This is a genomic window from Blautia sp. NSJ-175, from assembly GCF_022867815.1.
Taxonomy (GTDB): domain Bacteria; phylum Bacillota; class Clostridia; order Lachnospirales; family Lachnospiraceae; genus Blautia; species Blautia celeris.
On record NZ_JALIFQ010000021.1, the window covers coordinates 1 to 15,056 of the forward strand.

A 15,056-nucleotide genomic window follows, 5' to 3' on the forward strand; every position below is an offset into this window, starting at 1 on the left:
GCATTTGGAAACACAAAATATGTGTATGCTTGGAGATTGACACCCACAGACCCGACACCAAAGGGAAAACGGGAAAAACCCTCACTTCGTGAACTGGAACAGCAGATAAGACGGGATATAGAGGACGGTATCGACAGCACAGGCAAGAAAATGACGCTTTGCCAACTCTACGCCAAACAGAACGCACAGAGGACAAATGTGAAGAAAAGCACACAGAAACAACGGGAACAGCTCATGCGGTTATTAAAAGAGGACAAGTTAGGTGCTAGGAGTATTGACACAATCAAGCTCTCTGACGCTAAGGAATGGGCGTTACGCATGAAAGACAAAGGCTTTTCCTACAATACCATTAACAACCATAAACGCTCGTTAAAAGCGTCATTCTATATCGCCATACAAGACGACTGTGTAAGGAAAAACCCTTTTGATTTCAAGTTGAGTGAAGTCTTAGAAAATGATACCAAAGAGAAAGTCGCATTGACAGAAGAACAGGAACAAGCACTACTGTCATTCATCAAGACGGACAACGTGTATCATAAGTATTACGATGATGTACTGATACTGTTAAAGACAGGACTTCGTATCTCGGAACTGTGCGGACTGACAGTAGCCGATATTGATTTCAAGAATGAGGTTGTGATTATCGACCACCAGTTACTAAAGAGCAAGGAACAGGGCTATTACATTGAAACGCCTAAGACAAAGAGCGGAACAAGGCAAGTGCCATTAAGCAAAGAAACGATACAGGCATTTCAACGGGTTATGAAGAAACGCCCAAAGACAGACCCATTTGTGATAGACGGACGAAGCAATTTCCTATTTGTCAATCACAAAGGCAAGCCGAAAGTTGCCATTGATTACAATGCCTTATTTGTCCGCATGGTAAAGAAATACAACAAGCACCACATGGATAACCCCTTGCCACATATCACACCGCATGCGTTGAGACATACGTTCTGCAGTCGATGCTTTGAAAAAGGAATTACCCCAAAGGTTGTTCAGCAGCTCATGGGACATGCTCATTATTCCACAACAATTGATATATAAACACATATATCAGAAGAGATGATGGGAAATGAATTGGAGAAATTCAAAGTAGCAATGAATGCCTGATGGACGGCTGCTTACGAAGAGAAGTTTTCGTAAGACTTCGTAAAATAAATCCTACGAAAATGATAAAAACCTTTACGAAAATAATGACAAGGCGGGTATCGGGGGTAGAAAAATAGTAAAAAAGTTGTACGAAAAAAAGCTTCGTAAAATAAAAATGAAATGAAGCAAAGCTGCTAGTGGAAAACACGAAAATAGTCAGTAAGTAAGCCAATTTTGAGGGTTGAGTCCAAGAGGCTCAGGTTCAAGAAGTTGCAAAACAGATGGGCATGTAAGCGAAGCTTGCACTTCAAATTAAATAAGATTTTTTAAAGGCTCTGAAAGCCTTATAAACACTTTATTCTCTGGTGATTATAAGTTTTTCGGAGCTTTTTTCTATGGAAAAAGGGAAATATAGGCAGTCTGTACCACCTGCATCCTGCAATTTTTTTCGTAGATTACTGATGTGCTTCTTAAGCGAACGTTCTGTGCAGTCTTGTGTATCCAGGCTTAAGTGACCGATCGACAATGACTGTCTCTCTGTCTGTATTTCATTTCCGAAGCTGAACAGTAATCCGTGCAAGAAGTTCTTTTATTTCAAACGGTTTGGTCATATAGTCAGCAGCATCACCGAGCAAAAGATTCAACATCAATCTTGGCACTGAGGACAATTACAGGAACATTCTGAATCTAGGGCAGAACTTCTGCCAGCATATCTCCAATCGAAATATCATCATCAATAATTTCTATGGTTTTCATTTTTTCCTCATTTTCTCCAATTATGGATTGCGGTGTGATCATTGGAACACAGCTTGCCATCTGTCTCTTGTTGCGGGAAAAATTATTATCAGACATATAAACGCAGGATCAAGTTTCAGAGGTGGTGTTTAAAAACTCCCCGATGAGTATCGGGGAGAAATATTATTCGTATAGAGTTACCAGAAATTCAGAAGGAGAAAAAACCGATACACAGATGAATCGTCTTTACTTAGAATAAGTTTGCATGAATCAACCGGTTACGAATCTGTGGTCCCAATATCATAGCAAGAACCATTTTGATTAAATCTCCCGGAATAAACGGGATGACACCTGCCATCAATGCGGCCAACAGATCCATGTGTGCTTCATATGCCAGACATGCAGTACCAAAGGCATAGCATACAACATGATAAAGCAAAGCAATCTGTTATTAATCTTGCGGTTAATTACCATTCCTGCTATGATAGCCATTGGAATAAATCCAATAAGATAACCGCCTGTCGGTCCAAACAGTTTTCCAGGACCACTGGTAAATCCGGAAAATACAGGAACTCCCACCAGTCCGATCAGTAGATACACCAGATAGCTGATGGTCCCTCTTTTTACCCCCAACATATACAGTGCAAAATAAATAGCCAAGTTCGTCAGTGAAATCGGTACCGGCCCGATTGGCAGTGAAAAAGGTGCCAGCACACAGATTACTGCGGTCATTACTCCAATCGCAGCAATCTGCTGAATGGAAAATTTTTCTTTTGTATTAATTGTAAGATTACTCATTTTTTTAAGCCATCTTCCTGTGATAATCTCTTTCACAAGGTTTCTCATAATCCCTACTCCGAAGCTGTAATAAACCATCTAATGTAATTCGATTTTATCATTGACTTGGAGAAATAGCAAGTTGATTGAGGAGTGACCAGGGTCACCCTGCCCCGCTATACATGCATCAGTTTTTTCCGAAACTGCGAAGGCGAACAGTGGTTATACATCTGAAAACTCCGATTAAAATTACTGACAGAAGAGAATCCCGAGGCTAGTGCAATATCAGTGATTGAGATTTTGGAATCGGTCAGCAGTTCTTCTGCGTGGCGGATACGCTGGCGTGTGAGGTATTCTTGGAAGGTTATTCCTGTAAATTCTTTAAAAAGTCTGGAAAAATGATATTTGCTGAATCCTGCGATTTCTGCAGCCTGTTCAAGTGTCAGATTTTCCCGAAATGAGGTATCGATATACTGACAGACCGTTGTGAATTTTTCCATGTATTCTCTTCGGGAGGAAAAGGATACATCGGTAAATCGAGGAGTATGTTCGAAATTATGGCGTACTAGCAGAAGAACAATCTGAATAACAGCAGAGGATACCCAGGCATCGGCCAGATAATTACTTTTTTCAGCCTCCCGGATGATTTCCTTGAATTTTGCAGACACTTCCTGAAAGAGTTCCGGACAGGAAGCCGGCGTAAGGCAAACAGCTTCCGGTAACAGCAGCAGTGCGCTTCCCATACCGGGTATAGAATAAAAAAGCGACAATGGTGCCTGAAAAATCAAGCGCTTACCGGTGGCAGGCGCCTGCAGTGAATGAATTTCCCCACTGTTGATAAATAACAGATCAAGGGGATTTAGTTTGTAGCACTCATTTCCTATTACGGCCTGATAGCCGTTTTCTAAAGGCATGATAATTTCAATACTTGTATGCCAGTGTGGCGGATAATCTTCAGTCTCCTGATTTTTCATCAATCGAAACTGTGAAGAATCATATGCAATCGTTTCTTTCATTCCTTTGAGATCTTCAATCATAGTAAAAGATAATCCCTTTCAAAAATAGCAAAATATAGGAAAAGTATAGCAAGAATCAATAAGGAAAACAATAGATTCTTTTTTATAATATAGAAAATGAACAAAAAAGGAGATTACTTATGGCTAAAACATTTAGAGAACGGGCGGAAGAACTTGTAGCACAGATGACGCTGGAGGAGAAGGTTTCCCAGACACTTCACGGAGCGGCAGAAATCGAGAGATTGGGAATTCCCAAATATAACTGGTGGAATGAGGCACTTCACGGAATTGCCAGAACGGGAACAGCGACATTATTTCCACAGGCAATAGGTCTGGCTGCATCTTTTGATGAAGAACTGGTTGCGGAGATGGCTGATATCATTGCCACTGAAGGACGTGCAAAATATAATATGCATGTGAAATATGGTGACAGAGACATCTATAAAGGTTTAACATACTGGGCACCTAATGTAAATATTTTCCGTGATCCGCGCTGGGGAAGAGGTCATGAAACGTATGGTGAGGATCCCTATCTTACATCACGCCTGGGCGTGCGGTTTATTCAGGCACTTCAGGGAGATGATCCTGTATATATGAAGGCAGTAGCCTGTGCAAAGCATTTTGCTGTACATTCCGGACCGGAAGGAGAGAGACATCATTTTAATGCTGTTGCATCCAAACAGGATATGTATGAGACTTATCTGCCGGCATTTAAAGCCTGTGTGCAGGAAGGAAAAGTAGAAGCTGTGATGGGTGCATATAACAGGACAAATGGAGAACCATGCTGCGGCAGTAAGACACTTCTGCAAGATATTTTGAGAGAAGAATGGGGATTTGAGGGGCACGTTGTCAGTGACTGCTGGGCAGTGCGTGATTTCCATGAAAATCATCATGTAACAAATGCACCGGTGGAGTCCGTAACGATGGCTATGAATCACGGTTGTGACTTGAATTGTGGTTGTACATACCCTCATCTGGTTCAGGCAGTACGTGAAGGAAGAGTTGATGAAAAACGAATCAATGAGGCGGTCATCAATCTTTTCACCACACGTATGAAGCTTGGTATGTTTGAAGAACCGGGAACAGTTCCATTCGATAGTATTCCTTATACAGAAAACGACACACCGGAACATAACCGTATAAACGAAAAGATTTCTGAAAAAACTCTGGTTCTTCTGAAAAATGAAGGAGGACTTCTTCCTCTGAATAAGAATAATATGAAAACCATCGGAGTCATCGGGCCAAATGCCAATAGCAGAGCAGCACTTGTGGGTAACTATGAGGGAACTGCTTCCCGCTATGTAACAGTTCTTGAAGGAATTCAGGATTATGTAGGCGATGATGTTCGTGTCATGTACTCGGAAGGATGTGCTTTATTTAAAGACCGTGTCTGTGTTCTCTCAGAACCAAACGATCGTCTGGCTGAAGTGAAAGGCGTATGCGAGGCCAGTGATGTGGTTATTGTCTGCCTTGGATTGGATGCTACACTGGAAGGTGAAGAGGGTGATACAGGAAATGAATTTGCCAGCGGTGACAAACCGGATCTGAACTACCCGGGGCTGCAGAATGAAATCCTCAAAGCGGCATATGAAAGTGGAAAACCGGTGGTTCTCGTTTCATTGACCGGAAGTGCTATGGATCTTAGCTGGGCTGACGAGCATATTCCGGCTATCGTACAGGCATGGTATCCTGGATCAAGAGGTGGAGAGGCTGTGGCACGTCTGTTGTTTGGAGAGTGTTCACCAGAAGGTAAACTGCCGGTAACCTTCTATCGTTCCGTGGAAGAACTGCCGGAGTTTACGGATTATTCCATGAAAGGAAGAACTTACCGTTATATGGAACAGGAAGCGTTATATCCCTTTGGCTATGGACTGTCATATACAGAGTTCAGTCTGTCAGAACCTGAGATTACAGTTTACGAAGGAGATAAGGTGTCCGAAACAGGAATCATTAGAAAGGGTACAGGAATGACTGTACGGACAGTGATTCGAAATATCGGTAAGATGGCCGGAGGAGAAACCGTACAGGTTTATGTAAAATCCTGCTGTGACGGAACTCCAAATCCCCAGTTAAAGGCTTTGAAAAAGGTATTTCTGAATCCGGGCGAGGAGCAGGAAGTCGTTCTGACTTTAAAACCGGAAGCTTTCGAACTGTTTGATATCGATGGCGCTGCACAGATTCTATCCGGTGAATACTGTGTTTATACAGGCACTTCACAGCCGGATAAAAGAAGTAAGACCCTGACAGGAAAAGGTGGATTTGTCAATACATTCGCAGCTGAAGTGTAAAACTGTGGTCTGGAAAGGAGCATGGGAAAAGTGATGAGATTATCTTCATTAGTCAGTGACGGGATGATTCTCCAGAGAGATGTAGAAAACAGTATCTGGGGATATGGTGAAAAGGGAAGAACGGTAGAACTGTCTTTTGAAAATTTTCAGGTTAAAACCATCTGTGGTGATGACGGATACTTTGAACTGATGATACCGGAAATGCCTGCCGGCGGTCCGTGGGAGTTCAGGATGACAGATGGGGAAGAAGAACTTGTGATTCATGATGTACTGTTTGGTGATGTATTTCTTCTGGGAGGGCAGTCTAATATGGAACTGCCAATTGAGCGGGTGATGGACCGGTATGCAGATGAAATTCTGCATACTTCAGAGGATGAAATCCGCATGTTCGAAGTCCCCAAGGAATATGTATTTGGAGAAAAACGTCAGGAATTAGAAAAGGGCTGCTGGATTAAAGCGAAAGGAGAAGAACTGCAGCTGTTCAGTGCTGTGGGATATTTTGCTGCAAAAGAAATTCATGATAGGGAAAGAATACCGGTTGGACTTCTGCAGACTGCTGTGGGAGGTACACCGGTGAAATCCTGGTGCAGCGAGGAGACTGTTACAGCTCTGGGTTATGATGCTGCGGAGATTGAAGAATGCCGCCAGAAAGGATATCCGGAAGCGACCATCAAAGCGGAAGAAGAAAGAGAGCTTTGGTGGAGAAAAGAGGCGTTGAAGGAATCCGGTGTGGATTGTGCTACAGATAGTAAGGGCAGTTTTTGTATTCCGGGATTCTTTGAAAATACTGTGTTGGATCAATTTTATGGCGGATTGCGCTTTACAAAAACCTTTGTGCTGGATGAAAAAGATGAACCGGAAAAAGGAGAAGCTATTCTTTATTTCGGTGCTATGATTGATGCAGATAAGATTTTAATTAATGGCACATTGATCGGTGAGACGGAATACCAGTACCCACCCAGAATTTATCGGATACCGGAGGGAATCCTTCATGCTGGAGAAAATATCATTGAAGTAAAATTGATGGTTTTCAGACAGGAAGGAGGCTTTGTACCTGGAAAGGTGTATGAACTTTGCTTTGGCAGTAATCTGGAGAAAAAGGTTTCTCTTTCCGGTGACTGGAATTATGAAATCATCCACCGGATGGAATCGCTGCCTCAGATGACATTTTTCCAGTATAAAGCATGTGGACTTTATCAGGGAATGCTCTATCCCATCAGAAGATGGAAAATCAAAGGATGTTTCTTTTATCAGGGTGAATCCAATACCGGGCGGCCGGAAACCTATGAGGAGGAATTTGGCACGATGATCGAGGAATGGAGAACCCTCTGGCAGATGCCGGATATGCCGTTCATTTTCGTTCAGCTGGCAGGATTTTCTGATGGCAAACTTTATACGAACGGCATACAGTGGGCAAGACTTCGTGAGGCACAGAGAAAAACAGCCGGTTTGCCATATGCCATGATGGTACAGGCTTATGACCTGGGAGAATACAACGATCTGCATCCTACCGATAAGAAAACAGTCGGCGTACGTGCAGCACTTGCGGCAGAAACATTGATTTATGGCAGAAACGTATCATACCGAAATCCGGAGCTTGCTGCAGCCATTAGAAATACTGGAAGTATAAAGTTTGTTTTTGAACCGTCAGGCATTGTATTGCATACAGAGAAAAGAACTCCGGATCTGAAAGAAGTACCGGGAGTTTCTCTGCGACAGGATAAGAATGAACCGGTCAGAGGTTTTGATATTATTTGTAAAGATGGAAGCAGTAAGGCAGTTGAGGGAAGACTGACAGGAGAAAATACTGTCGAAGTATCCATAACGGAAGACACCGTTGGAGTATCCTATGCATGGAATGACTGTCCGTGGGAAGCAAATTTATACAGCGATGAGGAATTGCCGGTAGTTCCTTTCCAGATTATATTTCAGGAGATATCATAAGAAATGAAAATATTTGATGGTGGGTACTGTGTACCTTTTCTAGTAGAGGAAGATGCTTATGAGGGTGTAAAAATGAAGATGGCTGCCGATATCCGGTGAGAATGTATGTGGAACCTTTTGGAAAACCTCGCCTGATGGTTTCACGTGCAGATGATGACAGAATCCTTGTGAAAAATTATGGGATCTGTGAATCAATGGAAATCCGAGATTTTCTCTATGCGGGAAATCGTGAGGTCATCCTTGAAGTGGCGAATGACGGTGAAGGCTCTTTTCTCTGTGAAATAGAAGCAGAACCCTGTAAATGGCTGAAACTGGAAATGAGCAGCAGAGAGGTAAAAGATCAGGAAATTCTCAAGCTGATTTGCTGCCCGGGCAGTTCCGGTGAATGCTGATGGGGACTGGTGCGAAGATAATCCGGTTGTTTCGTATTATTTGATGGCTGAGGAAGAGGCTGTATATACAGCAGAAATCTGGACATCACCATCAAATCCTGATGTACCTGGAGACCATCTGTCTCTTGCGGTGAGAAATGCAACAACAGGTGAACTATGGAAAAAGGCAGACACTGTTCCGGAGAACTATCGGGCGGGAAATCCGGATGATGATTTCTGGGCTGCGGGTGTCATAGAACAGGTTCATAAAACCTGCGTACCGATTTATCTGCACAAAGGATTCAATGAAGTGCAAATAGAACTTTTAAGCAAAATTCCTGCTGTAGAAAAAATTATTTTCTACAGGGAAGGCACCACCCCCCGGATCTCATGTATGGGTCCTGCAGAAAGCTGGAAGAGATAGTGCTGGATGTTTGAGACATGATATGGTATGATAGCCACAGGAGGGCAGCGTATGAAGAGACTGATTGTTAGATTAGAACATATTATGAATGACTTTAACCTGAAGAAAAAGCTTCATATTCTGTATATCTATTGTATGCTGATACCACTTATCATTACAGACAGTGTTATCCTATTTATTGTGGTTCAATCCGAGAGAGTGGAGCAGCGGCATGTGATGGAAAATGATGCAAGTGCTGTTATATATAATCTTTCCCGGGAAGTGGAAAATGCCGCAATGAAAGCAAAAAATATTTATATGAACGAGTATATCGAGGAGTTTTTGAATCGACAGTATGAGACTCCTCTGGATTATGTGACGGGACATCAGGAATTTATGAAGAATTCACTGTTTGAGACCAGTATGGGTACGGATAATACAGTGGTTACGATTTATGCGGACAATGATACTATTATCAATGGCGGACATTTCATCCGTCTGTCTGATGTGCGTGAGACAGAATGGCATAGATATTTGCAGGAAGCGGGAAATAATTCAGTATTGTATTTTTATTATGACCAGTGGAAAAGTCCTGCAGTGCAGCCGCGGCGCAGCGTGTTATTTATCAGAAAACTAAATTTTTCCGGACAGGACAGCTGTGAAAAAATAGTGACGATTGAAATGGATTACAGTAGTCTTGTACGCAATCTGGATAATATGAATTATGAGTCTGAGATCTATATATGTAAAGATAATAAGATTTTGCTTTCTAATAACGGATATAATCAGCCAGGGCGGCCTTTTAGCGAATGGAAGGAAAACATACAGCCGGATTATCAGAAAGAATACAGTGCTTATGGAGAACATCTACAGATTGCAGTCTGTAAAAGAAGTCGTGGGATACGGGCACAGATATGGAATCATATGCCGTTGATTGTTTTTCTGGTGTTGATTAATACGGTGATGCCGTGGATTCTGATGCGGCTTATTAATCGTTCTTTTACTGCCAGGGTGGAAGAATTGAGCAAAGCATTTGATCACGTAGATGCGGATCATCTTCAGGAAATCTCATATGTGCGGGGGAAAGATGAAATAGGCAGTCTGATGCTCAATTATAATCACATGGCATCCCGCCTGAATGATCTGATTCAGACGGTGTATAAGGATCGTCTGAGAGAACAGGAGATGGATATTGCCAGACAGAATGCAGAACTTCTGGCACTGCAGAGTCAGGTGAATCCTCACTTCCTGTTTAATGCCCTGGAGAGCATTCGGATGCACAGTATCTTAAAGAAAGAGTATGAAACTGCGGATATGGTGGGAAAACTGGCCGTGATGGAACGTCAGAATGTGGATTGGAGTACAGATTTTGTCAGAATGAAAAAGGAACTGGAATTTGTGGAGGCATATCTGGGACTTCAAAAGTATCGTTTTGGAGACAGACTTTCCTATGAGCTGGACATAGAACCGGAATGTGAGGATATTCAGATTCCAAGACTGACTTTCGTAACTTTTGTGGAAAATGCATGTGTACACGGGATTGAGAGTAAAACAGCTTCCTGCTGGATTTTTGTCCGGGTTTATCGTAAACATGAGGATATCTGGATCGAAGTGGAGGATACCGGAAGCGGTATGGATGAGGACAAAGTGGCTGAAATAAAGGAAAAGATGTGTAATGCAAGCATCGAGAAACTAAGAGAAAAGGGGCGTGTAGGTATTATCAATGCCTGCCTCAGACTGAAAATGATAACGGATAACAAAGTGTGTTTTCATATAGAGAGTGAAGTGGGAATCGGTACTACTATTCAGATCAGGATGCCGATAGACTCTCTGGATGATAGAATACAGATGTACAGATAAGACTTCAACAGGGGTCTTGGGAATGGAAAAGAAACAAAGGAGATAAGAACATGCTGCGGGTTTTGCTGGTTGATGATGAACCTTTTATTGTACAGGGACTTATGGTGTTTATTGACTGGGAACAGGAAGGGTATGAGATTGTATATACTGCTGCCGATGGAGCAGAAGCACTTACATATCTGAAAGAGCATAAGGTGGATCTGGTCATTGCAGACATTAAGATGCCGGTAATGAGTGGACTAGAACTTTTGGAGACAATACGCAGAGAAAATATTTCAGATGCTTATTTTATAATTTTAAGTGGTTACAGCGATTTTTCCTATGCACAGCAGGCAATTCGTTATGAATGTATGGAATATATTTTGAAACCGGTGGAAAAAGAGGAACTTTTGGGTGTACTGCGCAGAGTAGCCAAAGTGTCAGAAGCTGCCAGGGAAAATGAAAAGAAAAAACAAAAGCTGGAACATGAGTATCTGGCCAGAAATATCATTTCACTTCTTTGCGGAAAATACGACCGAGTTAATCTGGAATATATAAAAAGTCATATGAATCTTTCAGACAGTGTCAGATATGTTTATTTGGAACCCTATAATATAGGAGACATGTCCGAACAGGAGGATGGGGAATACCGTCTGATTCAGAGAAAACTGTATCAGGCCTGTCAGGATTTCCTGAAAGAAGACTGCAGTCACTGTTTCTTTGATGTGTCCTGGAATGAGAAGAATTACGATATAGGTTTTATTTACTGTGATTATATGGCGAAGAACCGGGCAATCAGTGAAGTTGAGTATCTGAGCGACTTTCAGGAGAGTCTTGAACTGGCAATTCAGCGTCCTGTAAAATTGCTGGCGGGTAAAAAAGTATCAGACATTTCTGGACTGGCAAAATCCTATAGTACCGCCTGTGTATTGAACTCTCTGGAAGCATTTCGTGCAAAAAAGAAAATGTATTTTTATGAAGAAGAGGTACAGATTCATAATGGGGGTATTATCCTGTGCAAACAGAACCTGGATGCGTTGATATCAGCCATTGAGCAAAACGATAAGATACAGATCCGTAAATGTGTGGAAAATCTGTATGAAGAAATGCAGCAGATGGGACTTGCCGCAGATACAGTGAATCTTAACATTAATTATTTCCTGTTTCAGCTGATTTATCTGGCAACCGAGCAGGATGATTGTGTCGATCAGAAAGAAATTCTACATTTCATTGGTGAAAGTACATTTGAAGAGGGAGTCACCAGAGGCAGCAGTGTGCATATGGTGCATTTTGCTCTGGAGTATGCAGAATATCTGGCTCAGCTTCGCAAAAATATTTCCAGGGGAGGCGTACTTGGAGATATTGAGAAAGAAATACGCGAAAATTATGCAGAGAATCTTACTTTGAGAGAATTGAGTAAAAAGTACTATGTGAACAGTGCTTATCTGGGACAGATATTCCGGAAAAAGTTCGGACAGTCATTTAAAGAGTATCTGAATAACTATCGGATGGAGCAGGCAGTTCAGAGACTGTTGTATACCAGTGATAAAATCTATCAGATTGCTATGGATGTGGGATATAAAGACTGCGATTATTTTATTAACCGTTTTATTGCAGCAAAGGGATGCACACCTGCAAAGTTCCGCAGACAGGGCGGAGTATTGAAAAACTGAGAAAATGGAAGAAATTTTCCAAATGAAAAAAGACAGGATAAATGATAGGGTTCTATAATTTGTCCTGTCTTTTTGTATGCTTTGTCCGGTTGAGGTTTTTTTTGTAGAAGGTACAATATAGTAAATTGATAAGTCGTATTTGTTCTGCAGACGAATAGGAAAATATTTATAGTATCAAAAGAAATAGGAGGATGGGGTCTATGAAAAGAAAATGTTTAATATCCCTTATGCTGTTAGCGGCGGTGTCAATGGCGGCCTGTGGCAAAGCAGAAAAAGAAACAGACACAGGTGCAGAGTCATCTGATGGCGAAGTAAAAGAATTTACTGCATTCTTTGCAGTTCCCGGTTCAGAAATCAATGATGATAATGAAATTCAGCAGAAAATTGCTGAGATTACAGGTGCTAAATGTAAAGAGACATGGCTTACAGGACAGACTGCTCAGGAAGCAGTAGGAACATTAATCGCCGGTGGTGAGTATCCGGATATGATTGATGGTGGAGATGGTATGGCACAGCTTTATGATGCTGGTGCACTGGTTGCACTGGATGATTATATCGATAAGTATCCGAATATCAAAGAATATCTGACTGAAGAACAGTGGGATAAGCTTCGTCAGGATGATGGACATATTTACTGGATTCAGCAGTTCGGCAATATTTATGGTGAAGAGAAAGCAACTACTCATAATGATGAGGCTTTCTGGATACAGGCTCGTGTTCTTGAATGGGCAGGATATCCTGAAATCAGCACAATGGATGAATATTTTGACCTGATCGAAAGTTATAACGAAGCAAATCCTGTGATGGAAGACGGAACAGCCCATATTCCTTACACAATCCTCTGTGATGACTGGCGTTATTTTTGTCTGGAAAATGCTCCTCAGTTCCTGGATGGATATCCAAATGATGGTTCTGTTATTGTAGATCCGAATGAATTAAAGATTATCGATTACAATACAACACCTACTGCTAAAAGATATTTCGGAAAATTGAATGAAGAGTATCAGAAAGGCATTGTAGATCCGGAATCCTTTACACAGACTTATGATGAATATATTGCAAAACTTTCCACCGGACGTGTGCTGGGTATGATTGACCAGTGGTGGGATTTTGCTTATACCGTAAATGATGCACTGAAACAGCAGGGACTTGATAAAAAGGGATGTGACTACATACCACTTCCGATTACGATTGAAAAAGGAATGAAGAACCAGTGGCATAACTCCGGCGGTGCTCTGAATGTTGCCAGCGGTCTTGCTATTACCACTAGCTGTGATGATGTAGAAGGTGCTCTTCAGTTTGTGAATGATCTTCTTTCTCAGGAAGTACATGACCTTCGTTACTGGGGTATTAAAGATGTTGATTATTCTGTAGATGAAAATGGAGAGTATTATCGTACAGAAGACATGAGAAAGAAGGATTCCGATACAGCGTATAAGGCTTCTCATAAATGTGTATATTCTTATTTCCCACAGTATATCGGAACAAGCCGTGATGGAATCAACGCAATGCAGCCACAGTATCAGGCAAAAGAGTTTTATGAGGGATTGTCAGATGATGTAAAAAAATGCTTCGATGCTTATGGTGCTGAAACATATGTAGACATGCTTGGAACCAGTGAGGCTCCGGGACCATGGTATCCAATGTATTCTTTCTCAAGTGCTATGACAACAAGCACACCTGGTGGTATTGCATGGACAAAGATGGGAGAAATCAAGCATGAATATCTTCCTAAAGTAGTAATGGCATCAGATTTTGAAGCTGCATGGGATGAGTACATGAGTGTATACGAAAAATGTAATCCTCAGGATTTCCTGGAAGAAATGCAGACAGAACTTGATCGCAGAATGGAAGAAGCCAAGAAGTATCAGTAGAATATAAGTGAATAAATCGGGCAGATGTCGGTTTCGGTATCGCGTGACAGACCGGTTCATCTGCCCTCTCTTTTTAGGAGGAGACTATGGCTGCTATAGAAAAAAGAAAAAAAGAAAAAGTAACAGAAATGAAAGTGAAAATCACTTGGAAAGAAATAAAAAGACAGAAAGCTCTGCTGATCTGGTCAGCCTTTATTGTATTATATGGTGTGATTTTCTGCTATTTGCCACTGGGAGGATGGCTGATGGCTTTCCAGGATTACCGTCCCAAGGATGGACTTCTGCATTCTCAGTTTGTAGGATTGGCAAAGTTCCAGCAGTTGTTTTCTGATGCCACATTCCTGCGTGTTATCAGAAATACACTGGCTATGGGTGTAATCAACCTGGTAGCAACCTTCTTTATGGCAATTTTATTTGCTATTTTGTTGAACGATGTAAAATCTCAGGGTGGAAAAAAAGTAGTGCAGACAATCTCTTACCTGCCGCACTTCCTGTCCTGGATTATCGTTACTGGTATTCTGCATGACGCACTGTCCGGAACGGGTATTGTAAATGAGTTTCTTTTGAAATTCGGTATTCTTGATCAGCCTCTGAATTTCTTCGCTCATCCAAAATTCTTCTGGCCAATCGTGGCATTTGCCAATGTATGGAAGGAAACAGGATGGAATGCCATTATTTATCTTTCTGCAATTACATCCATTGACCCTTCCCTTTATGAAGCGGCCAATATTGATGGGGCCGGAAGATGGCAGAGAATCCGCTATATTACATTACCGGGAATCCGTCCGACTATTATGATTCTTCTTCTGATGAATGTAGGTAACGTATTAAATGCAGGTTTTGAAATCCAGTACCTGTTAGGTAATGGTCTGGTACAGAGCGTGGCACAGACAATTGATATTTACGTATTGAAATGGGGTATCAGCCAGAATGACTTTGCAATTGGTACTGCGGCAGGTATCTTCAAGAGTTTTGTCAGCATCGTGCTTGTTGTCATCGCCAATGAGATTGCAAAACGGACCGGTGACGAGCGGCTGTTTTAGG

11 protein-coding genes and 2 pseudogenes are annotated in these 15,056 nt (G+C 41.8%); 9 read left to right on the forward strand and 4 right to left on the reverse strand.

Going from position 1 to position 15,056, the window contains the following annotated elements; genetic code table 11:
• On the forward strand, window positions 1-1,047 hold a 1,047-nt coding region (locus MUB35_RS23935; RefSeq protein ID WP_244806960.1), incomplete at its 5' end, for a tyrosine-type recombinase/integrase.
• A 400-nt stretch (window positions 1,048-1,447) separates the two neighbouring features.
• Here MUB35_RS23935 and MUB35_RS31075 read toward each other — a convergent pair.
• The 4 genes and pseudogenes from MUB35_RS31075 to MUB35_RS23950 all read right to left on the reverse strand — a co-directional run.
• A pseudogene (locus MUB35_RS31075) lies at window positions 1,448-1,779 on the reverse strand (hypothetical protein); the annotation flags it as partial.
• Entirely contained in the window at window positions 1,780-1,908 is a 129-nt protein-coding gene (locus tag MUB35_RS30720; RefSeq protein ID WP_330411496.1) for a hypothetical protein, read from the reverse strand.
• Between the two features lie 169 nt (window positions 1,909-2,077).
• Window positions 2,078-2,625 (reverse strand): annotated as a pseudogene (locus MUB35_RS23945) (biotin transporter BioY).
• Window positions 2,626-2,780: 155 nt separating this feature from the next.
• Window positions 2,781-3,641 (reverse strand): AraC family transcriptional regulator, encoded by an 861-nt coding sequence (locus MUB35_RS23950; protein ID WP_115625141.1) that lies wholly within the window; start codon window positions 3,639-3,641, stop codon window positions 2,781-2,783.
• A 119-nt stretch (window positions 3,642-3,760) separates the two neighbouring features.
• On the opposite strand from MUB35_RS23950, the gene MUB35_RS23955 reads away from it, so the two are divergent.
• The 8 genes from MUB35_RS23955 to MUB35_RS23990 all read left to right on the forward strand — a co-directional run bounded on the left by MUB35_RS23955 (window position 3,761) and on the right by MUB35_RS23990 (window position 15,055).
• Window positions 3,761-5,908: a glycoside hydrolase family 3 C-terminal domain-containing protein gene (locus tag MUB35_RS23955; protein WP_115625142.1), complete on the forward strand. Its 2,148-nt coding sequence runs from the start codon at window positions 3,761-3,763 to the stop codon at window positions 5,906-5,908.
• Window positions 5,909-5,941: 33 nt separating this feature from the next.
• Window positions 5,942-7,852, forward strand: coding sequence for a sialate O-acetylesterase (locus tag MUB35_RS23960; protein WP_187370520.1), 1,911 nt, complete (start codon window positions 5,942-5,944; stop codon window positions 7,850-7,852).
• 134 nt (window positions 7,853-7,986) lie between these two features.
• A complete protein-coding gene (locus MUB35_RS23965) occupies window positions 7,987-8,244 on the forward strand; it encodes a hypothetical protein (RefSeq protein ID WP_147298910.1) in 258 nt (85 codons plus the stop codon).
• Window positions 8,234-8,647, forward strand: a complete 414-nt coding sequence (locus MUB35_RS23970) for a hypothetical protein (RefSeq protein ID WP_115625145.1) — start codon at window positions 8,234-8,236, stop codon at window positions 8,645-8,647. The genes MUB35_RS23965 and MUB35_RS23970 overlap by 11 nt, the downstream gene beginning before the upstream one ends.
• Window positions 8,648-8,698: 51 nt before the next feature.
• Entirely contained in the window at window positions 8,699-10,486 is a 1,788-nt protein-coding gene (locus tag MUB35_RS23975) for a sensor histidine kinase (protein WP_115625146.1), read from the forward strand.
• A 50-nt stretch (window positions 10,487-10,536) separates the two neighbouring features.
• Window positions 10,537-12,138 carry a response regulator transcription factor gene (locus MUB35_RS23980; protein ID WP_115625147.1) on the forward strand — a complete coding sequence of 534 codons (1,602 nt, stop codon included), beginning with the start codon at window positions 10,537-10,539 and terminating at the stop codon, window positions 12,136-12,138.
• 200 nt (window positions 12,139-12,338) lie between these two features.
• Window positions 12,339-14,012, forward strand: a complete 1,674-nt coding sequence (locus MUB35_RS23985; protein ID WP_115625148.1) for an extracellular solute-binding protein — start codon at window positions 12,339-12,341, stop codon at window positions 14,010-14,012.
• Between the two features lie 86 nt (window positions 14,013-14,098).
• On the forward strand, window positions 14,099-15,055 hold the full coding sequence (locus MUB35_RS23990; protein ID WP_115625149.1) for an ABC transporter permease: 957 nt from the start codon (window positions 14,099-14,101) through the stop codon (window positions 15,053-15,055).
• The last annotated feature ends 1 nt before the right edge of the window (window position 15,056 follow it).

Coding starts and splice junctions, on each gene's coding strand:
- MUB35_RS30720 (WP_330411496.1), bottom strand. CDS start 1,908: ATGGCAAGCTGTGTTCCAATGATCACACCGCAATCCATAATTGGAGAA.
- MUB35_RS23950 (WP_115625141.1), bottom strand. CDS start 3,641: ATGATTGAAGATCTCAAAGGAATGAAAGAAACGATTGCATATGATTCT.
- MUB35_RS23955 (WP_115625142.1), top strand. CDS start 3,761: ATGGCTAAAACATTTAGAGAACGGGCGGAAGAACTTGTAGCACAGATG.
- MUB35_RS23960 (WP_187370520.1), top strand. CDS start 5,942: ATGAGATTATCTTCATTAGTCAGTGACGGGATGATTCTCCAGAGAGAT.
- MUB35_RS23965 (WP_147298910.1), top strand. CDS start 7,987: ATGGTTTCACGTGCAGATGATGACAGAATCCTTGTGAAAAATTATGGG.
- MUB35_RS23975 (WP_115625146.1), top strand. CDS start 8,699: ATGAAGAGACTGATTGTTAGATTAGAACATATTATGAATGACTTTAAC.
- MUB35_RS23980 (WP_115625147.1), top strand. CDS start 10,537: ATGCTGCGGGTTTTGCTGGTTGATGATGAACCTTTTATTGTACAGGGA.
- MUB35_RS23985 (WP_115625148.1), top strand. CDS start 12,339: ATGAAAAGAAAATGTTTAATATCCCTTATGCTGTTAGCGGCGGTGTCA.
- MUB35_RS23990 (WP_115625149.1), top strand. CDS start 14,099: ATGGCTGCTATAGAAAAAAGAAAAAAAGAAAAAGTAACAGAAATGAAA.